The sequence below is a fragment of the Actinacidiphila sp. DG2A-62 genome (assembly GCF_035825295.1).
Taxonomy (GTDB): domain Bacteria; phylum Actinomycetota; class Actinomycetes; order Streptomycetales; family Streptomycetaceae; genus Actinacidiphila.
The window spans coordinates 7638542-7657837 of record NZ_JAYMGI010000002.1; the positions used below are offsets into that span (position 1 = coordinate 7638542).

Genomic DNA, 19296 nt, shown 5'->3' on the forward strand with positions numbered 1-19296 from the left:
GCCTCACAGGTCGAGCGCGTGGCCCGTCGTCGCGTCGACGTGTGCCGGGACCTCGTCGTGGCGGTCGCCCACGGTGGCCGTCCCGGTGGGCTCGAACATCAGGATCGCCGCGCCGCCGGGCGCCGAGGGCCGGTGCTCGGCGCCGCGCGGCACGGTGAACACCGCGCCCGCCGGCAGCTCCACCGTGCGCTCGCCGCCGTCCGGCTCGCGCAGCGCGATGCGCAGCTCGCCGTCCAGCACCAGGAAGAACTCGTCGGTGTCGTCGTGGGCGTGCCACACGTGCTCGCCCTCCACCTTGGCGATCCGCACGTCGTAGTCGTTCACGCGGGTGACGATGCGGGGGCTCCACAGGGCGTCGAAGGAGGCCAGGGCGGCGTGGAGGGAGACGGGCTCGCGCCGCGCGCCGCCCGCGCCGGCGTTCGCTGCGGGGCGGGGTCCCGCGTCCCCTTCGGCGCGCGTGTCCGCGTCCGCCGCTGCGCCGGGGCTTTTTCCCACGCTCGCCGCGGCGCCCGGGCCCTTTCCCGCGCTCGCCCGTGCGTCCTGGCCGATGGTTTCGTGCGCGTGCGCGCGGTCGGTTTCGTGCGCGTGAGCGCGGTGTCCGGTGTCCATGACGCGATCCTCCGTGGTGGACGGGTCCCGCGGTGAGTGCTAGGAATCGCATATGGCGCAAGAATCCTCGCACGCCGCATCCGGGCCGCCGCCGCACCGGGTCGCGGTGATCGTCGACGAGAACTCCAACCCCTTCGAACTCGGCTGCGCCACCGAGGTGTTCGGCCTGCGCCGTCCCGAGATCGGCCGCGAGCTGTACGACTTCCGGCTGTGCTCGCCGGAGCCGCGCACCACGATGCGCGACGGGTTCTTCACGCTCGCCGGCGTCGCGGGCCTGGAGGCGGCCGACGCCGCGGACACCGTGATCGTGCCCAACCGGCCCGACGTCGCGACGCCCCGCCGCCCGGCCGTGCTCGACGCGGTACGGCGGGCGCACCGCCGCGGCGCCCGGCTGGTCGGCTTCTGCAGCGGCGCCTTCACCCTCGCGGAGGCCGGGGTGCTCGACGGCCGCCGGGCCACCGCGCACTGGCAGTGGGCGGACGACTTCCGGGCCCGCTTCCCCTCGGTGCGGCTGGAGGAGGACGTGCTGTTCGTGGACGACGGCGACATCCTCACCTCCGCGGGCAGCGCCGCCGCCCTCGACCTCGGCCTGCACCTCGTGCGCCGCGACCACGGCGCCGAGGTCGCCAACTCCGTCAGCCGGCGGCTGGTCTTCGCCGCTCACCGCGACGGCGGGCAGCGGCAGTTCATCGAGCGGCCGGTGCCGGACGCGCCCGACGAGTCCCTGGCCCCGCTGCTGGAGTGGGCACAGGCCCGGCTGGACACGCCGCTGGCGGTGACCGACCTCGCGGCGCGCGCCGCGGTCAGCCCCGCGACGCTGCACCGGCGCTTCCGGGCCCAGCTGGGCACCACGCCGCTGGCCTGGCTGACCGGTGAACGGCTCGCCCTGGCCTGCCGGTTGATCGAACGCGGCGAGTCCCGCTTCGAGATCGTCGCGCGCCGCAGCGGTCTCGGCACCGCGGCCAACCTCCGCGCCCTGATGCGCCGCACCACCGGCCTGACCCCCTCCGCGTACCGGGCCCGCTTCGGCGCCGGCCCCGACGCCCCGGCCGGCCGGGCGAGGTGACGGCGGGACACCGCCGCCGGGCCGGTGCGCGCCCGGCGGCGGCGCGGGCGCGCGGCACCGGCTTCCCGCGCCGGTGGGCCGCGGGTCTGGGCTAGGGTACGGACGGGTCCGGGCCTCGCGCGTGCGGGTGAGCGGACACCACGGACATCGAGGGGCGGCAGCTGTCCGTCCGGGCCTCGCGCGTGCGGGTGAGCGCGCGGTTCGGCGGATCGGACCGGCCGGCGCGGGAAACGGGGAGACACCGTGGGCGAGGACGTGGACGCGGCCGCTGCGGCCGGGCGTGCGGCAGCCGGCGCGGGCGGGTCCGGGGCGGCGGGCGGATCCGGTGACGCGGGTGCGTCGCGCGCGCCCGGCGGTTCGGGTGCCGCGGGCGGCCCGGGTTCGTCGGACGCCTCGGGTTCGTCGGGCTCGCTGGACGCGGTGGGTTCGTCGGACGCTTCGGGTTCGTCGGACGCTTCGGGTTCGTCGGGCTCGTCTGCCGCGGAGAACGCCCCGGCCCCTTCCGCGCTGACCTCCGTCGTGGTGCACGCGGCCGGCGCGGTGTGCACCCGGCGCGCCCGGGTCGACGTCCCGCCGGGGGACGGCGACGTCACCGTACGCGTCGGCGGGTTCCCCCTCACCCTGGTCGAACACTCCCTGCGCGGCCGGGTGGTGGCCGGCCCCGGCGGCTGGCACGTCGTCGGCATCCGAGCGGACCTGACCGCGACGCTGCGCCGCGCCAACCGGCTCCCCGCGGTGCGGCTCGACCTGGAGGACGCGGAGGACCGCTGCGCCGGGCTGCGCGACCGCAAGGAGCGGCTGGAGCAGGAGATCGCCGAGGTCGCCGAGCTGCGCGCCGAACCCCCGCAGTCGCGGCGCGGCGAGCCGCCGCGCTGGGCGCCGGTCGAGTCCTTCCTCGCGCTGGCCGGCTTCGTCGACAGCCGACTCGGCCTCCTGCAGGGGCGGTTGCGCGCCGTCGAGGACGAACTCGCCGACGCCGAGCACGCCGCCGACGTGCTGCGCGCCCGGCTCCACGAGGCGTCCACGGCGGTCGACACCGGCCGCGCGACGCCCGTGGTCACCGCGGTGCTCACCCTGGCCCGCACCTCCGGGGCTGCGGCCGGGGCGTCCGGGGACCGCCGGGCCCCCGAGGCCCCCTCCGGTCCCGACGCGCGGGCGCGGGACCGCACGGCGGCCGACCCCGGCGGCTCGGGCGACCCCGGGGGCTCCGGGGGTTCGAGCGGTTCCGGGGGTTCCGGCGGCGCGATCGACGTCATCGACGTCGACGTCGAGTACCACGTGCCCGGGGCGAGTTGGGTGCCCACCTACCAGCTGCGGATGGACGGGCGCAGCGGCGAGGGGACGCTGGTGCTGCGGGCGTGCGTCGCGCAGCGCACCGGCGAGGACTGGGACGGGGTGCGGCTGGGGTTGTCCACCGCCGATCTGCTGCGGCGCGCCGATCTGCCGCGGCTGCGCTCGCTGCGGATCGGGCGCAGCCAGCAGGAGCCCGCGGCTCCCGGATGGCGTGAACCGCCAGCAGGGCTCGCGGAGTTGTTCGCCGGGTACGACGCGGCCGCGCAGGACCTGCCGGCATTCGGGGCGGCGCGGGACGGCGCGCTCGGCGGTGTCGCCGAAGGCGTCGCCTCGGCCCCCTTCCCGTCGAGCGTGCCGCCGCCCGCGCCCGGCGCGGCGCCCGGCGTCGGCGACGCGGTGCACGAGCGCGCCCGCCGCAGCCGGTCCGCCGCGCCGATGGCCGCGAAGGCCATGGCCGTACGGCGGTCCGCGGCGTTCGGCGCGGCGCGGGAGGCCCCGGTGCACGACGCCCCGGCGCGAGACGTCTCCGCGCAGCCGCCGGGCCCCGCGTCCCCCGGCGCCGACCTGCTCGACTACGCGGCGCTGACCTTGGCCGGCCCCGACGCGCCCGACGCCCGCGGCACGCTGCGCCCGGCGCCCGCGGGGCTCGGCCGGGTCGGCGCGCAGCAGCGCCGCCGGGCGGCCGACGAGGTCGGCCGGCTGCCCCGGCCCGCGCACGCGGTGGACGTACGGGCCTCGGCCGGCTCGTTCGACTACCGCTTCGACACCGCCGCGCCCGCCGACGTCGCCTCCGACGGCCGGTGGCACGTCGTCCCGATCGGCGAGACGGCGGTGCTGACCGAGTCACGCCATGTGTGCGTCCCTGCCGTCGACAGCGCGGTCTTCGGCACCGTGCTGCTGACCAACACCTCGCCGCACGCGCTGCTCGCCGGACCCGTCGACGTGATGGTGGACGGGGACTTCGCGCTGACCGCGGCGCTGCCGACGCTCGCACCGGGCCAGCGCCAGTCGGTCGGCGTCGGGGTCGCGGAGAGCGTCCAGGTGGCCCGGCGCACCCGGATGCGCGAGTCGACCGCGGGGCTCAGGGGCGGCACCACCGTGCTCGACCACACGGTGGAGATCGAGGTCGCCAACCGGTTGCCGTACCCCGTCTCGCTGGAGGTCCGCGAGCGCGTCCCGGTGTCGGAGGAGAAGGACGTCCGCATCGAGGAGCACCGCGCGCAGCCGGCCTGGGAGCGCGCGGAGGAGCCGCTGGAGGGCCAGGACGGCAGGTACGTGCGCGGCGCGCGGGTCTGGCGGATCGACCTCGCGCCGGGCCGGACGGCCACCCTCACCGGGGGGTACGAGATCCGCGTCCCCGCGGGCAAGTCGCTCGTCGGCGGAAACCGGAGGAACTGAACCATGACCGTCGACACGCAGACGCCCGGCGCGCCGGACGCACCGTCCGGCGGGACCGGCGGCTCCGCCGCGGGCCCGCAGGGGTTCGGCCCCGACGGTCCGGGCTCCGGCGGCGACGCCGAGGGCGTGCCGGAGGCCCTCTTCCTGCCGGTCACCGCCGTCACCTGTCTGGAGGACCGGGCCCAGGTCGAGCGCACCGGTCCCGTCCGGCTCGCCGCGGGGGTCCAGCGGTTGCGGATCGGGCCGGTCACCGCCCTGACCGTGGACCGCTCGCTGCGCGCCGAGATCACCGCGCCGGAGGAGGCCGCCGCGCCTGACCAGATCACCGCGCCTGGCCAGATCGCCGCGTCCGACGAGACCGCCGCGCCGGACGGCGGCGACGCCCCGCGTGCCCCCGGCGCCTCCCGTGCCCGCGTGGTCGACGCCCGCGTGGTCCGCGCCTACACCCCCGCGCCGCCCGGCCGCCCCGGCCCCGACGCCTCGCGCCTGCGCCGCGAACTCGACGCGCTGGAACGCGAGTCGCGCGAGGTACGGCAACTGCGGCAGCGGGCGCAGAGCGCGCTCGCCGTGGTGCGCCAGGCCAAGGCCGACCTGCACCGGGACATCGCGCAGGGCGCGGGTGCGGGCGACGCCGACCCCGAGCGCTGGGCCGACCGGCTGGAGCGCGTCGACCGGGAGGCGGAGGCGCGCATCGCCGAACTGCACCGGCTCGGCCGCCGATCGCACGACGTGGAGGAGGAACTGGACGCCGCGCGGCTGGCGTTGGCCCGGACCGAGAACGAACCGCCGGTGCTCACCGCCTTCGTGGAACTGGTGGTGGACGCGCCGGAGGCCGGGCCGGGGCTGCTGCGCGTGGTCGGCCTCGTGCCCTGCGCGCTGTGGCGGCCCGCCTACCGGGCCCGGCTCGCCGACGACCGCGGCTCGGTGACGCTGGAGACCGACGCGTTCGTGTGGCAGCACACCGGCGAGGACTGGGACGGTGTGCGGCTGTCGCTGTCCACCGCGCGCCCGACGCTCGCCGCGTCGCCGCCCGACCTGGCCGAGGACCTCCTGGTGCTGCGCGACCGCACCGCCGAGGAGCGCCGGGTGATCGAGGTCGACCTGCGCGAGGAGGACATCGCCACCGTCGGCGGCGACTCCCCGGACGGCGCGGACGGCGCCGAGGACGGGGGCGCGGCCGGACCCGGAGCGGCCGGCGGCGCGCCGCTGCCCGGCCTGGACGACGGCGGCGCGGTGCGCGTCCTGACCGCGCCCCGGCCGGTCCGCGTCCCCTGCGACGGCCGGCCGTACCGCGTCGCGCTGTCGTCGTTCACCGCGCCCTGCGACACCGAGGACGCCTGCGCGCCGGAGCTGTCGCCGCTGGTCGTGACCACCGCGCGGTTCGCCAACTCCGCCGGGCACGTGCTGCTCGCCGGGCCGGTGGACCTGGTGCGCGGCAGCGGCAGCGCGGGCCGCGCCGCCGTGGACTTCGCCGGCGCGGGCGAGGAGGTCCGGCTCGGCTTCGGCAGCGAGGACGCCTTCCGCGTGGTCCGCCACGTCGAGGAGCGGCGCGACACCACCGGCCTGGCCGGCATCAACCAGCGCACCGTCGTCACCCGCACCGTGCGGCTGTTCGTCTCCCGGCTGGACGACCCCGGCGACGGCGCCGCGCGCGAGGTGGTGATCCGCGAACGGGTGCCCGTCTCCGAGGTCTCGGCCGTCGAGGTGCGCGTCCTCGCCGACGCCTGCCGCCCCGCACCGGACGAGATCGACGCCGACGGGATCGTGCGCTGGACCGCGCGGCTGGCGCCCGGTGAGCGCCGCGAGATCGTGCTCGTCCACGAGATGAGCGCGACGAGCGCGGTGACCGGCCTCTGACCACCGCCGCGGCCCTCGCGCGGCGGGTGAGGTGATGCGGCGTCAGAAATGCCCGGCGTCAGGAGTGTTCGGCGTCCAGTGCGTCCAGCGCGGCCATGGTGTCCGCGTCGAGCACGACCGCGCCCGCGGCGATGTTGGCCTCCAGGTGGCCCGCGTCGGCGGTCCCGGGGATGAGCAGGATGTTCGGTGCGTGGTGCAGCAGCCAGGCCAGGCCGATCTGCGCGGGGGTGCGGCCGAGCGCGCGGGCCGCCTCGGCCACCGCGGGGACCTCGGTCACCTTCGGCCAGCCCGGGAAGGCGCTGCCCAGCGGGAAGAACGGCATCCAGGCGATGCCCTCGCGCCGGCACAGCCGCAGCATGTCCTCGAACTCGCGCGAGATCACGTTGTAGGAGTTCTGCACGCAGACGATCCCGGCGGGCAGCGCCCGGCGCAGGTTCTCCGGCAGGACGCCGCTCAGCCCGATCGCGCCGATCTTGCCCTCGTCGCGCAGCGCCGTCATCACGGCGAGCTGGTCGTCGACGTCGACGATCTGGTCGCCCTCGGCCTGCAGGCCGGGCCGGGTGTCCAGCCGGCGCAGGTTCACCACCGGGATCCGGTCGAGCCCGAGGCTGCGCAGATTGGCCTCCACGCTCGCGCGCAGCTGCTCGGGCCGCTGCGCCGGCCGCAGCGGCCGCTCACCGCCGGGGTTCGGGTCGGCCCCGACCTTGCTGACCACCACCACGTCGTCCTCGGGCCGGAACGCCTCGCGGATCATCCGGTTGCAGAAGCCGTCGCCGTAGAACTCGGCGGTGTCGACGTGGTCGACGCCCAGTTCCCGGGCCCGGCGCAGGAGCGCGACCGCCGCGTCCGGATCGTCCCGCAGGCGTTCGAGCTGCATGACGCCGAACCCGACGCGGGAGACCGTGCGGTCGCCGAGCGTCCCGGCGCCGCCTGCCCGCGGGACGCCGGCGGCGGTGAGGGAGGGGGAGGGGGTGCTGCTCGTGCTCATGGGCGTGCCATCCTCGGGGGAGGGGACCGGCGGACGGCCGGCGCGGGAGCCGTGCCGAGACCGGCGACCGGTGCGGGTGGAATGCTCGTCACCGACGACGATGCCGCCCGCGTCGGGCCCGATCCAGGCACAGTCGATGCCAGGCTGGACGTGTCGCGGGCGCGGGCCCCGGTGCTCCGGCCCAGGTCACATGCCGTGGCCGGGCGCGGTGCGGCCCGCGATGCCGCCGCGGGGCGCGCGGCGGCGCAGAGAGGACGGTGGTGGGCATGGCGAGGGAGGAACTCGCGCGGTTCCTGCGCGACCGGCGGGAGCGGCTGCGCCCGGCCGACGTCGGGCTGCCGGACGGCCCGCGCCGCCGCACGCCCGGGCTGCGCCGCGAGGAGGTCGCCGCGCTGGCCGCGATGTCCCCGGAGTACTACGCACGGCTGGAGCAGGCCCGCGGCCCGCGCCCGTCGCCGCGCATCCTCGACGGCATCGGCGGCGCGCTGCGCCTCGACCGCGCCGAGCGCGGCCACCTCTTCCGGCTGGCCGGCGTGCCCCAGGCGGCGCCCGCGCGACCCGTCCGCACCCTGCGGCCCTACGTCGCCGGGCTGATGCACCGCATCCCCGACGCCGGAGTGGTCGTCACCGACGCCACGTATGACGTGATCGCCTGGAACCCGCTGGCGGGCGCGCTGATCGAGGGGCTGATCGGCGACCTCGGCGACGCGATGGGCGACGGCGGTGTGAGCGACGGCGGGAACGGCGGCGGGGACGGGGACGGCCGCGGGAACGGCCGCGGCGGGCGGCCGAACCTGGCCCGGCGGTACTTCCTGGAGTGCGGTCCACGCCGGGACGCCGGCGCCACCGCGGAGTTCGGCAGCATCGCCGTGTCCCGGCTGCGCGCCGCAGCCGCCCGCTACCCCGAGGACCCGTACCTCGCCCGGCTGCTCGCCGAACTGCGCGAGGGCAGCGAGGAGTTCGGCGACATCTGGGACACCCACCCGGTGCGGACGCCCGGACACCGCGCGAAGACCATCGACCACCCCGAGGCAGGGCCGCTGCGGGTGGACTGCGACGTGCTGGTCGTCCCCGACGACGACCAGCAGGTCGTCTTCATCACCGCCGACCCGGCCACGCCCACCGCCCGCGCCTTCCGCGAACTCGCCCGCAAGGCGGCCAGGAGCGGGGACCGCGGGTCCGACCGCGTCCCCGACCGTCCCGCCGACCGCGCGCCGGACCGCTCCCGCGGCAGGATCCGCCGGCGTACCGCCGCGGGAGCGGGACCCGCCCGCTGAGACCGCCCGGCGGGAGCGCGCAGGGCCGTCCGGGCCCCGGCGTGTGCGTCCGCCGCAGTCCAGCGCGCCCACAACGCCGCCGGCCCCGGTCCGCGCGTCCGCCGACGCGCCGCCCGGCCGGCCGCCTCCGCGCGCCTCCGGCGGCGGTGCGGCAGCGCTCACGGGCCGCGGTCGCGGTCGCGCCCCTGGTCGTCCGGGGAGCCGGACGGCGCGTGGTCCGGGCGGGACGGGGACGGCCGGGAGCGGGGGCCGGGCGCGGCCGTGCCGGCGACGCGGGTGCTCGCGCGGCGCGTGCCGGTCGTCGCGAACGGCGAGTAGCGCGGCACCCAGCGCAGCAGCGCCGCCGCCGCGACCAGGCCCACCGCGCCCATGGCCGAGATGCCGGCGGCCAGGCTGCCCAGCGCGGCGGCGGCCGAGACGACCAGCGGGCCGCCCGCCGAGCCGGAGTCCGCGCACAGCCGCCACACGCCGAGGAACTGCGAACGGGTGCGCGGCGGCGCGACGTCCGCGCCGAGCGTCATCAGGATGCCGCTGCCGATCCCGTTGCCGAAGCCCATCAGCATCGCGACCACGGTCAGTTCGACCAGCGTGTGGGTCAGCGGCAGCAGGGCCTGCGACAGGCCGAGCACCAGCATCGACGGCACGGCGATCCACAGCCGCCCGGCGCGGTCCATCACCTGGCCCGAGGGGTAGAAGGTCAGCGTGTCGACCAGCCCGGCGATGCCGAAGACCACGCTGGTCGACGACGGGCTCTGGCCGATGTGCTCGGCCCACAGCGGCAGCACCGTCTGGCGGGTGGCGCGCACCGAGCTGACCAGCAGCACCGCGACGCCGAGGGTCAAAAAGAGCCTGCGGTGTGCGCGCAGCACCGAGCGCACCGACGCGGGCTCGCGCTCGGCGGCCGAGGGCTCGGCGACCTCGGGTACGCCGAGCAGCACCGCCGCCGTGGCCGCCGTGCACAGCAGCGCCAGCCAGTAGACGTCGTGCACCGGCCGCCCGGCGAGCACCGCCGCGCCGAGGAACGGCCCGGCGAACGCGCCCACCCGCGACATGCCGCCCAGCGTCGACATCGCCCGCGCCCGCAGCCCCGGCGGCACCGCGTCGGTCAGGTACGACTGCCGGGCCAGCATGAACACCGCGTTCGACGCGCCGGTGACCGTCACGGCCGCAGCGAGCTGCCACACGCTGCGGGCGAGCGCGCACCCGGTGAGGGTGACCGCCGAGACGCCCGAGGCGACCAGCATCGCCTTGCGGTCGCCGAGCCTGGCCGCCAGCGCCCCCGCGGGCACGTCGCCGAGGATCTGTCCGACGCCCAGCAGCGCCAGCACCAGCCCGGCGGCGCCGACGCCCGCGCCGAGCGCCCGCCCGCTGAGCGCGAGCACCGGCGCGAGCGCGCCCATGCCGGTCTCGAAGATCAGCACCGGCAGGAAGACGGCGGGGATCAGGCTCGTCAGCGTGGCCGGGTGCTGCGGGCGCGGCGCGCCCGGCGGGGGCGGGGACGTCCTTCCGGCCTGCCTGCGCCGGCCCACGATCCCCACCGCTGCGTGCCTCCCTGTCCGTGCCGGCCCCCGGCCGTACCGCCTCGGACACTGTATACGTGGTGGCTTTGCGGCGAATTGCCGGGTTTGAGTGCTTTGTTGGGGGGTGGGAGTCCTCGGCGGCGCCCGTGGTCGGCGGCGGGCCGCGCGGCGGCCGGACGGGGAGCGGCCGGGCGGGGCGGTCGGACGCGGCGGGTGCGGTCAGCGGGCGTTCGCGCCCGCCGAGGCGTTGCCGGAGGACGCGGCGCCCGATGAAGCGTTGCCGGATGCGGCGCCGGAGGACGCGGTGCCGGACGGGGCGTTCGCGGACGACGCGTCGCCCGAGCCGCCGGCGCCGGTGTGCGCCGGGGCCGGGGTCGCCGGGTGCGTCGGGTGGGCCGGGCGGGTGGGGTGCGTCGGGTGCACGGGGTGGGTGGGGTCGGCGCTGGTGGTCGACCTGCCCTGCGAGGTGCTCTGCGGCGCGCCCTGCGAGGTGCTCCGCGATCCGCCTGGCGAGGCGCCCTCGGACGCGCCGGGCGTCGTCTCCCGCGCCTGGTCCTCGCGCTGCGCCCGGCAGTACGCGTCGATCCGGTCCGCGCCGCCGGCCGCCTGCGCGAGCCGGGGCAGCGCGTTCGCCGAAGGCGACCTGCCGCCGTCCACGTCCTTCAGGTACGCCTCGCACAGCCCGCGTACGCCGGGCGGCGCCGCGTTCGGCGAGACCGTTCCGGCGCCCGGCGCGGCCGGCGAGGCGTCGCCGCCCGCGGGGTGTTCCGCGCCCGGGCCGCCGGGCCGGCCGGCGGTCGCGGAGCCCGAGGCGGAGGCTGAGGGCGACGGCGTGCCGCCGCCGGAGTGGAACGGACCGGGCAGCGCGCCGTTCTGCGCGGCGATGGCGACGCCGCCCAGCGCGAAGACCGCCACCACGCCGCCGACCAGCACACCGCGGCCGACCCGCCGGGACCCCGCGCCCGGCCGGGTCCGGTCGCGGGTGCGCAGCGGACCCCGCCGCACGGTCCGGGCGGGCGCGGGCGTGCCGGCGCCGGCAAACGTCCCGGCCGTGGCCCCCGCGCTCCTGGCTCCCGCGCTCCCGGCCGCCTCCGTCGCGGCGCCCCGGCCGGTGCCGTCGGCGGTGGCGGCGCCGTCGGCGGACAAGGCGCTCCTCGCGCCGGCGGCCTGGACGCCCTCGGTGTCGAAGCCCGAGAGGGCCGCAGCGTCGGTCCTCGCGTCGGCCCTCGCGTCGGTCGCCGCCCGCGCGGCCACCGCGTTGCGGAACGCGTCGAGGATCGCCTCCTCGTCCCCGGGCCGGCCGGGCAGCGGCTCGGCCGCAGCCGCCAGCAGGCGGACCAGCGCCGCGGCACCGGGTCCGGTCGCGGACTCCGCCGGAAGCGGGACGCCGTCCAGCAACCGGTCCGCGTCCTCGCCCCCCGGCCATCCGGCGGTGTCCTCGACCGCCTGGTCGCCCTGTCCGGGCGCACCCGCGCCGTCGCGCTTTCCCCGGTCCCGGTCCGCGTCCTCGCGTCCTGGCCGGCCGGCGGTGTCGTCGACCGCCTCGTCGGCCTGTCCGGGCGCACCCGCGCCGTCGCGCTCTCCCGGGTCCCGGTCCGCGTCCTCGCGTCCTGGCCGGCCGGCCGTGTCGTCGACCGCCGGTGCGGGCTCACCGGCCGCGTCGCGCTCCTGCGCGCCCCGGTCCGCGCCGGGCTCCCCGGGCTCGCCGCGGTCCGTGCGCGCGTCGGAGCGCGGAACCGCCGCCCCGCCCGTGCCGCCCGCGGCCCGCTCCGGATCACCGGCGCCGTCGCCGTCCCGGTGCGGGCCCGGCCCGGGTGCGGGGGCCCGGCCCGGGTGCTGGTCTCGGCTCTCGCTCATCGCTTACTTCTCCTCGGCGCCGCTGAGGCGCTCCGACAGACGTTTCAGGCCGCGGTGCGCGGCGGTGCGCACCGCGCCCGGGCGCTTCCCGAGGACCTCCGCGGCCATCGGGCCGTTCAGTCCCAGGACCACCCGCAGCAGGACCGCCTCGGCCTGGTCCTGCGGCAGTTCCGCGATCAGCGCCAGCGCCCGCTCGGTGGACAGGTTCTCCAGCGCGAGCCCCTCGGAGTCCCAGCCGGAGACGGGCTCCGCGACCCGCTCGTCCAGCTCCGTGGTGCGCGGCCGGACGCTGACCCGGCGTACGTGATCCAGCGCCCGGTGCCGGGCTATGGTCGCCGCCCAGCTGCGGAAGGACAGCCCGTCGCCGCGGAACCGGCCGAGGTCCCGCACGATGTCGTGCCACGTCTCGGAGGCGATGTCGTCCGCCTCGTCGCCGATCAGACCGCGCAGGTAGCCGAGCAGCATGGGGTGGACGTCCCGGTACACGCGGCCGAACGCGCCGTGGTCGCCGGCCTGTGCCCGGGCGACCGCGTCGCCCAGCTCGGAATCGCCCATCCTGTGGTGCCGACGCAGTTCCGCCTTGCCCACTACGTCCTCTTCGTGCTCACCCGGCGGGTGCGGCCCCGCTTCCACTCCGCACCTGCGCCGGCCCGGTCTCGGCCCCTCAACCGGCGGGGGTCACACGCGTGCCTGGCCCACCACCGAGAGGTAGAACAGCCGCAGGCTGTCCTCCGGCCCGTTGCGGTATCTCTTGGCCGCCTTGCCGAGCGGGTTCCACACCCGCCCGTCGGGAGTGCGTATCCCGAACGGCTGCCCGAAGATATCGCGCTGGGCCGGGTCGAAGTCCACCCATGCGGCTCCCGCACAGCGTACGAGCACTTCGCCGAGGTAGGCGCCGAAACCGGTCAGGGTGTCCGTGAGCGCCTCGGCCGGCGGCTTCTCCCGCCGGATGCCGTCGATGATCCGGTCCACCAGGGACAGGCTGGCGGGCGTGTAGTCCAGCCGGATTCCGGACCCCTCGCGCACCATGATGACCATGTCGGCGGCGGCGCGGGAGGCCAGGACAGAGGCCAGGACACCGGCCGGCGGATTGCTCACTGCATGCGCCACCTGCTCCATACGGGGTTTCCTTCCAGTCGCCGGCGGGCCGTCGGCCGCGGATCGCGGCTGTTGAGGAAGGCGCAGCGGACCGGAAAAACATCACACCATCACACCGCGGCGGGGTGCGGGGCCGGACCCGTCTCCGGGTCCGGCCCCGCACCCCGCCGCGGAGACCGTGGTGGCCGGGCGGCGCCGGGGTCTGCGCGACCTCGTGCGCCGCCCGGGGCTCGGGCGACGGGCGGTGCCGCGTCAGAGGTGGCGACGCGCGCCCTTGCGGCGGAACCGCACCGCGACGCCGCCCGCCAGCAGGACCGCGGCCAGCGCGCTGACGCCGATCACCGAGGTGCCGGTCGAGGCGAGGCTGCCGCTGCCGGGCGTGCCGGAGGAGCCCGCGGCGGCGGCCGAGGAGGACGCGGTGGCCGTGCCGGTGTCCGTGCCCGTCGTCGGCGTGGCGCCGCCGGACGAGCCGCCGGTCACCGTGCTGCCGGCGGAGCCGCCGGAGGCGCCGGTGCCGCCCGTCGGACCGCCGGTCGCGCCGCCGCCCGTCGAACCACCGGTCGGCGAGCCGCCGTTGGAGCCGCCGTTGGAACCGCTCGTCGAACCGCCGTTGGCGCCGCCGCCGTTGGAGCCGCCCGAGGAGCCGCCGTTGGAGCCGGTCTGGCCGGAGCAGTCGACCCAGAAGACCTTCTGCTTGGCCTTGCCGTGCTCACCGTCGAAGTTCCACGTGAGCTTGTAGTGGCCGTCGGGGAGGCTGATGTCCGCGGTGCGGCCGTGGCCCTGGCCGTCGAGCGTGATGGAGCCGCTGTCGGCCTCGACGTCCTTGGGAGTGGTGGGCGCCTGGGTGTCGATCTCCCAGGCGGCCTGCTGCCGGCCGTCGAAGAAGAACGCGTCCAGATAGAACGTGCAGACGTGCGGCTCGTTCTTGACCAGCTCCTCGCCGGTCTTCGCGTCATGGATCTTGATGGTGCCGTTGTCGCCCGGGGCGTCGGCGGACGCGACAGGGGCGAGCAGGGCGGTGGCCGCCACGGCGACAGCCGTGGCCCCTACCGCGGAGAAGACGCGCATGGATAACCAACCTGGGAAAAAGGGATGGAGCGGGGGGAGGCGCTCAGCCTGCTGAGCCGCGATCGCCGTGTCAAGCAGGCGGATATACCCCCACGAACACCCCTATTGCGGTCACCCCTTGCGCTCCGGCGGCGGCCGGAGCCGCCTGGCCGCATGCCGGCGGCGGCCCCCTCCTCGGGCAACCGCCGCCGGTGGCCGGTCAGTTGGGGTTGTTCGCGTTGGTCAGCGTTTCCCAGGCGACGAACAGGCTGTTCGTGCCGGCCGGCCGGTTCTGCTCGGTGAGCGCCTGCGTGTTGGTCATCGCGACGCCCCGCCGGGTGTGCAGCGCGTTGAACCCCGGCTCGGTGACCGGGCCGAGTCCGCGGTTCACCGAGCCGCCGCACAGCCAGCTCGGCGGCGTGGTTCCCAGCTCGTACTTGGACTGGAAGCCCAGCGCCTGGCGCAGCCGTTCGCCGATGTCGGTGCCGTAGAGGTCGTCGCCCTGGATGCGGCTGGTCTCCGCGATGTGCGAGATGGACGAGATGCCGTAGCCGGTGTGCGTGAAGTCGCGGCAGGTCTCCTGCGTCACGCCGTCCACGAAGGTCGACTGGCCCTGCCAGTACGCGATGATCTTGTCGCGGGTGTCGAGGTGCTGGCTGGGCACCGTCTTGGGCAGCGAGCCGTCGGCGGAGATGTAGACGTACGCCGCGGCGCGGGTGCGGAAGGTGGCCATCGCCTTGTCGTAGTCCGCCGCGTCGTCCAGGAAGACGGAGATGCCGGTCGCCGCCTCCATCATCGTCAGCTCCCAGTTGCCGTTGGAGTTCGAGCCGTTGATGATCTCCGGGAGGTAGACGGTGCGCAGCATGGTGGCGAAGCGGGCCTGGTTCGGCCAGCCGCCGGTGTAGGTGTACTTGATCAGCTCGGCGGCCTTGGCCCAGGACGAGCCGGCCCAGCCGGTCTGCAGCGGGGCGTTGCTGTTGGTGTGCGCGGTGATCGTCGCCGACCACGCGTCCATGAGCTTGATGGACTCCTGGGCGTAGGCGCTGTTGCGGGTGATGTACCAGGCCAGCGCGTCGGTGTACGCGGCGATCGCGTCCTGGCGCTCGTCGGTGCAGCCGTAGTCGGGGTTGGAGTACGACCCGCACTCGACGGTGGCGCGCGGCTTGGGGGTACGGGACAGCGACGCGTACGAGCTGCCGATCATCTGGTCGTACGCGCTCTTCCACGGCTCGGCGTTCGCCTGCACCTTGCCGCGGACGAAGTCGAGTTGGGCGGTGTCGAGCACGACCCCGGGGTGCACGAAGGCGGCGGGGGCGGCGCTGGCCTGCCGGCCGCCGCCGGGCCAGACGAGCAGCCCGGCGACCAGGGCCGCCACCGCGCCCGCTGCCGCGGCGAGCATCGAGGGCCGCCGCCGGCGGTGCCGGGCGGCCTCGGCGCGCGACGCCGGGGGAGCCGGGGGAGCCGGGGGAGCGGGAGAGACCGTGCGGGGCGTAGCGGTCCCGGGCGGGGTCGCCGCCGCGGACGGTCCGGACAGGGGTGTGGGCGAGCCTGTCATGCGGGGGATTCCGTTCGTCAGGAGGAGTGGGGGGTGGACGTCGCGCACGGGCGGGAACACCAGTGGGGCGGTGTTCCCGTGGCACTCCGCGGCGTCCCGCGGTGTCCTGCGGCGTTCCGCCGCCTCCGGCAGGAGACACGACGGGATTCGCATACCTGAACTGTGGTCGCCAATATGACCATTGGCGTACGCGGGACCATAGGACTGGACCAATCCCCTCGTCAACCCCTCCTGTTCCGCGCGTCGTCGGCGGCCTCGCGCGCCCCGGCGGTCCGCCCGCGCCCCAGAGGCGCTTTGCGCAGGTGCGACGGGGTGGGCCGGACGGAAAGAGCCCTTCCGAGGGGGTTGACGTCCCCGGGGCGGGTGCGAAGAATGGCCGCACTTGACAACGTTGTCGCATGCGAGGGCGGCGCCGGGAGCGCCGCGGAGGAGTCATCGTGCCGGACCGCACCGTTCCGCTGAGCAGACGTCGATTCACCCAACTGGCCGCGATCACCGCCGCCTTGGCCGCCGCGCCGATCGCCGCGGCCGCCCCCGCGCGGGCCGACGCGGGCGCGGCGGGCTCCGCCGGGCAGGCCGCGAAGGACTCCCCGCACGGCGCGGCGCCCGACGCCACCGCGGCCACGTACCACCAGGTGCTGCTGCGGCACACCCGGTGGACCGAGACGCAGTGGGACGCCGCGGCCGGCCACTACACCGCCACCGACTTCGGCTTCGCCGTGGTCCTCGGCCACGCGCTGCTGCTGACCCGCGGCGGCTACGACGCCGACCTCGCCGGGATCGACGAGGACACGCTGCGCGCGCGCACGCTGGCCACGCTCAGCCACTTCGCCGCGTCCAACCGCCTGACCGGCGGCACGGAATGGGGCAAGACGCTCTTCTTCGACACCACCTTCCAGCTCTACTTCGTGCTCGCCGCCCGGCTGCTGTGGGACCAGCTGGACGAGGCCACCCGCGCCAACGTGGACACCATCGTCCGCGAACAGGCCGCCTACACCGCCTCGTTGGGCACCGGCAACGACCCGCTGTCCGGCAGCTGGACGCCCGACGGGCTCAAGGGCAACCACGTCGGCGACACCAAGCTGGAGGAGATGGGCGTCTACGCCCAGTCGCTCGCGCCCGCCCTGGCCTGGGCGCCCGACGACGCCCGGCACGCCGAGTGGTCGACGTGGTACGGCCGGTGGAGCCGCAACGAGACCGGTCTGCCGGCCGCGGACCTCGCCAACCCGGCCGTCGTGGACGGCGTCCCGATCAGCGACAACACCGCCGAGAACCTCTACGACACCTTCATCGTGGAGAACCACGGCTCGTTCGGCCCGCACTACCAGTGCGAGCTGTGGCGCACCTCGGGCCGCAACAGCGTCCACTTCCTCACCGCCGGCCGGGACCTGCCCGAGGTGCTGGCCGCGCAGCCCAACGCCGACCGGCTGTGGGACACCCTGCTGCTGGTGATGAGCGACGCCGGCGAGCCGCTGATGCCGATGGTCAACGACCGCGAGCATCTGTACGGGCGCGACGTCATCCCGGTCGCCTTCCTCGCCCAGGTCCTCGGCGACCGGGCCGCCGCCCGCGCCGAGCTGGCGCTGGCCGAGCGCCTGACGGCGTACCAGCAGTACCCGCCGGTCAACCGCATCACCAAGTTCTCCGGCGAGCCCAAGTACGAGCCCGAGGCGCGCGCCGAGGTCGCCATCAGCTATCTGCTGCACGAGTGGCGGGCCGCCCAGCGCACCCGGGTGACCGCGCTCACCGCCCAGGAGCTGTTCCAGCAGGCGTCCGGCGTGCGGGACTTCGGCACCGGCCCCGGCCTGGTCGCGCAGCAGACGCCGAACGCGTGGGCAGCCGCCGTCAGCAAGCCGGGCTTCGTGAAGTTCTGCTGGCAACCGGCCCACGACGACTGGCTGTTCGCGCTCAGCGGCGCCACCCCGATGTTCCTGCCGACCACCGCGGGCACCGTCAGGACCCGCAACGTCGCCACGTACACCGCGCTCACCGACGGCCTCGACGCGTCGGCGACGCTGCTCTCCCTGGACAGCGGCTACGCCGGCTTCACCACGCTGCCCGGCGGCGAGGTGGTCTACGCCAGCAGCGGCACCGCGGCGGGGGAGGGCCACGTCGAGGTCTTCAACCTCACCATGCCGGGCATCGACGGCCTGGACGGCAGCCGCACCTACACCGCCGCCGAGGGCGCCGCCACCGTCGCCTCCACCGACAGCGGCGCGGCCGGCCACCCGACCGGCGGGCCGCGCACCGACAAGCTCGTCTTCGCGCCCGCGCAGTACCGCTACGTGCGGATGCTCGGGCGCCGCGGCAACGCCCAGTACGGCTACTCGCTCTACTCGTTCGAGGTGCGCGACGGCGCGGACGGCGCCGACCTCGCGCTGCGCGCCGCCGTCACCGCGTCCTCCGCCGACTCCGGCAAGGGCGCCGCGCTGGCCGTCGACGGCAGCGCCACCACCCGCTGGGCGGTCTCGGTGGCCGACCGCAAGCGCGCCGACAGCTGGCTGTCGGTCGACCTCGGCGCGCCGCGCACCTTCGACCGGGTCACCCTCGACTGGGAGACCGCGGCCGGCCAGGCCTACACCGTGCAGGGCTCGGCGAACGGCACCGACTGGACCGACCTGGTCGCGTACCCGCCCGCCGACCTGACCAGCCGCGGCGGCTGGATCAGCGTCGACGGCCGGGCCGGCTTCGTGGTCCGCGGCGCCGCCAACCCGCTGTCGGTCTACGGCGACACGGTGATCCTCTCCGACGGCCCCGCGGAGCCGGTGCTCGTCGAGGGCGTGCCGGACGGGCGGCCCGCCGCGGTGCGCGCGGCTGCCGCGCGGCCCGCGCCGGCCGCCGACCACTCCGCGGTGCGCGCCTCCACCGCGGGCGGCCACCTCAGCCTGTTCAACCTCTCGGGCGCGGCGGTCACCGCGCGGGTCTCGCTGCCGCAGGACCGGCGCGCGCTCACCCTCTACGCCGGCGCGCAGACCGTGACCGCGGACGGCACCGACTACCAGGCGGAGCTGCCCGCGGCCGGCGCCGCGGTGGCCGCGGCCCGCTGCACCCTGCGGGCCGCCGGCGGCGGGCCGGTCCCGCAGGGTCTGAGCGCCGAGGTCGTGGACGCGGCGACGGTCGTGCTGCGCGGCCCGTCGGCCAAGCTGCTGCTGGCGGCGCCCGGCGGGCGCCAGGTCACGGTGAACCTGCGGGCCGGCCGCGCCCGCACGGTCACGCTGCCGGGTGTCGCGCCCTATCCGCTCGCCGATCTCGCGCTCGGCCGGGTCACCTTCCCGACCTCGCCGCTGCCGGCCGGCATGTCCGACCCCGCGGCGGCGGTCGACGGCGATCCGCGCACGTCCTGGACACCGGGCCCGGACGGGCGCATGGTCGTGGACCTCGGCGCGGTCGTGCCGCTGGCCACCGTCACCGCCGCGTGGACTGCGGGCCGCCCGCCCGCTGCGCGCGTCGAGACCAGCGCGGACGGTCTGACGTACCAGAGCGCGGGCCGCCTCGCCGCCCGTCCGAACGCGTCGCTGCGCGTCTCCGCCTCGGCGCGGTACGTCGCCCTGGCCGTCGAGGACCCGGACCCGCGGCACTCCGCGCGCCTGGTGTCCCTGGCGGTGACGGGCGCGTAGCCGACGCGCGGCACGCGAAGGGACCCGCGGGCCGGTGCACGTCACGCACCGGCCCGCGGGCCCGCGCGGTGACCGTGCCACCGGCCCGCGGCCGGCGCGGCGGCAGGACGCGGG

General features: G+C 76.8%; 13 protein-coding genes. 5 read left to right on the plus strand and 8 right to left on the minus strand.

All coding sequences use genetic code 11. The annotated features are described in order from the left end of the window. Window positions 1–3: 3 nt before the first annotated feature. Window positions 4–369 carry a cupin domain-containing protein gene (locus VSR01_RS33830; protein WP_326453961.1) on the minus strand — a complete coding sequence of 122 codons (366 nt, stop codon included), beginning with the start codon at window positions 367–369 and terminating at the stop codon, window positions 4–6. A gap of 292 nt (window positions 370–661) precedes the next feature. Between VSR01_RS33830 and VSR01_RS33835 the strand changes: the two genes are divergently transcribed. The 3 genes from VSR01_RS33835 (at window position 662) to VSR01_RS33845 (ending at window position 6223) form a co-directional block, all read left to right on the plus strand. After that, window positions 662–1675 (plus strand): GlxA family transcriptional regulator, encoded by a 1014-nt coding sequence (locus VSR01_RS33835; protein WP_326452797.1) that lies wholly within the window; start codon window positions 662–664, stop codon window positions 1673–1675. A 243-nt stretch (window positions 1676–1918) separates the two neighbouring features. After that, on the plus strand, window positions 1919–4366 hold the full coding sequence (locus VSR01_RS33840; protein ID WP_326452798.1) for a DUF4139 domain-containing protein: 2448 nt from the start codon (window positions 1919–1921) through the stop codon (window positions 4364–4366). A 3-nt stretch (window positions 4367–4369) separates the two neighbouring features. Then, window positions 4370–6223, plus strand: a complete 1854-nt coding sequence (locus tag VSR01_RS33845; protein ID WP_326452799.1) for a DUF4139 domain-containing protein — start codon at window positions 4370–4372, stop codon at window positions 6221–6223. A 58-nt stretch (window positions 6224–6281) separates the two neighbouring features. On the opposite strand, the gene VSR01_RS33850 is transcribed toward VSR01_RS33845, so the two are convergent. Then, entirely contained in the window at window positions 6282–7211 is a 930-nt protein-coding gene (locus VSR01_RS33850) for an aldo/keto reductase (protein ID WP_326452800.1), read from the minus strand. Window positions 7212–7477: 266 nt separating this feature from the next. Between VSR01_RS33850 and VSR01_RS33855 the strand changes: the two genes are divergently transcribed. Continuing rightward, a complete protein-coding gene (locus VSR01_RS33855) occupies window positions 7478–8488 on the plus strand; it encodes a helix-turn-helix transcriptional regulator (protein WP_326452801.1) in 1011 nt (336 codons plus the stop codon). 158 nt (window positions 8489–8646) lie between these two features. Here VSR01_RS33855 and VSR01_RS33860 read toward each other — a convergent pair whose 3' ends face one another. The 6 genes from VSR01_RS33860 to VSR01_RS33885 all read right to left on the minus strand — a co-directional run bounded on the left by VSR01_RS33860 (window position 8647) and on the right by VSR01_RS33885 (window position 15409). Further along, window positions 8647–10026: an MFS transporter gene (locus VSR01_RS33860; RefSeq protein ID WP_326452802.1), complete on the minus strand. Its 1380-nt coding sequence runs from the start codon at window positions 10024–10026 to the stop codon at window positions 8647–8649. 201 nt (window positions 10027–10227) lie between these two features. After that, complete coding sequence (locus tag VSR01_RS33865; protein ID WP_326452803.1) at window positions 10228–11865, minus strand: hypothetical protein; 1638 nt, start codon at window positions 11863–11865, stop codon at window positions 10228–10230. 3 nt (window positions 11866–11868) lie between these two features. Beyond that, the gene (locus VSR01_RS33870) at window positions 11869–12420 is read right to left on the minus strand and encodes an RNA polymerase sigma factor (RefSeq protein WP_326452804.1); all 552 of its coding nucleotides are present in this window, start codon (window positions 12418–12420) and stop codon (window positions 11869–11871) included. Between the two features lie 123 nt (window positions 12421–12543). After that, entirely contained in the window at window positions 12544–12984 is a 441-nt protein-coding gene (locus tag VSR01_RS33875; RefSeq protein ID WP_326452805.1) for a hypothetical protein, read from the minus strand. Between the two features lie 231 nt (window positions 12985–13215). Beyond that, window positions 13216–14031 carry a hypothetical protein gene (locus tag VSR01_RS33880; protein WP_326452806.1) on the minus strand — a complete coding sequence of 272 codons (816 nt, stop codon included), beginning with the start codon at window positions 14029–14031 and terminating at the stop codon, window positions 13216–13218. Window positions 14032–14230: 199 nt separating this feature from the next. Further along, window positions 14231–15409, minus strand: a complete 1179-nt coding sequence (locus tag VSR01_RS33885) for an alginate lyase family protein (protein WP_326452807.1) — start codon at window positions 15407–15409, stop codon at window positions 14231–14233. Window positions 15410–16002: 593 nt separating this feature from the next. On the opposite strand from VSR01_RS33885, the gene VSR01_RS33890 reads away from it, so the two are divergent. Next, a complete protein-coding gene (locus VSR01_RS33890; protein ID WP_326452808.1) occupies window positions 16003–19182 on the plus strand; it encodes a discoidin domain-containing protein in 3180 nt (1059 codons plus the stop codon). Window positions 19183–19296 lie beyond the last annotated feature (114 nt).

Coding starts and splice junctions, on each gene's coding strand:
- VSR01_RS33835 (WP_326452797.1), top strand. CDS start 662: ATGGCGCAAGAATCCTCGCACGCCGCATCCGGGCCGCCGCCGCACCGG.
- VSR01_RS33845 (WP_326452799.1), top strand. CDS start 4,370: ATGACCGTCGACACGCAGACGCCCGGCGCGCCGGACGCACCGTCCGGC.
- VSR01_RS33850 (WP_326452800.1), bottom strand. CDS start 7,211: ATGAGCACGAGCAGCACCCCCTCCCCCTCCCTCACCGCCGCCGGCGTC.
- VSR01_RS33855 (WP_326452801.1), top strand. CDS start 7,478: ATGGCGAGGGAGGAACTCGCGCGGTTCCTGCGCGACCGGCGGGAGCGG.
- VSR01_RS33865 (WP_326452803.1), bottom strand. CDS start 11,865: ATGAGCGAGAGCCGAGACCAGCACCCGGGCCGGGCCCCCGCACCCGGG.
- VSR01_RS33870 (WP_326452804.1), bottom strand. CDS start 12,420: ATGGGCGATTCCGAGCTGGGCGACGCGGTCGCCCGGGCACAGGCCGGC.
- VSR01_RS33875 (WP_326452805.1), bottom strand. CDS start 12,984: ATGGAGCAGGTGGCGCATGCAGTGAGCAATCCGCCGGCCGGTGTCCTG.
- VSR01_RS33880 (WP_326452806.1), bottom strand. CDS start 14,031: ATGCGCGTCTTCTCCGCGGTAGGGGCCACGGCTGTCGCCGTGGCGGCC.
- VSR01_RS33885 (WP_326452807.1), bottom strand. CDS start 15,409: ATGCTCGCCGCGGCAGCGGGCGCGGTGGCGGCCCTGGTCGCCGGGCTG.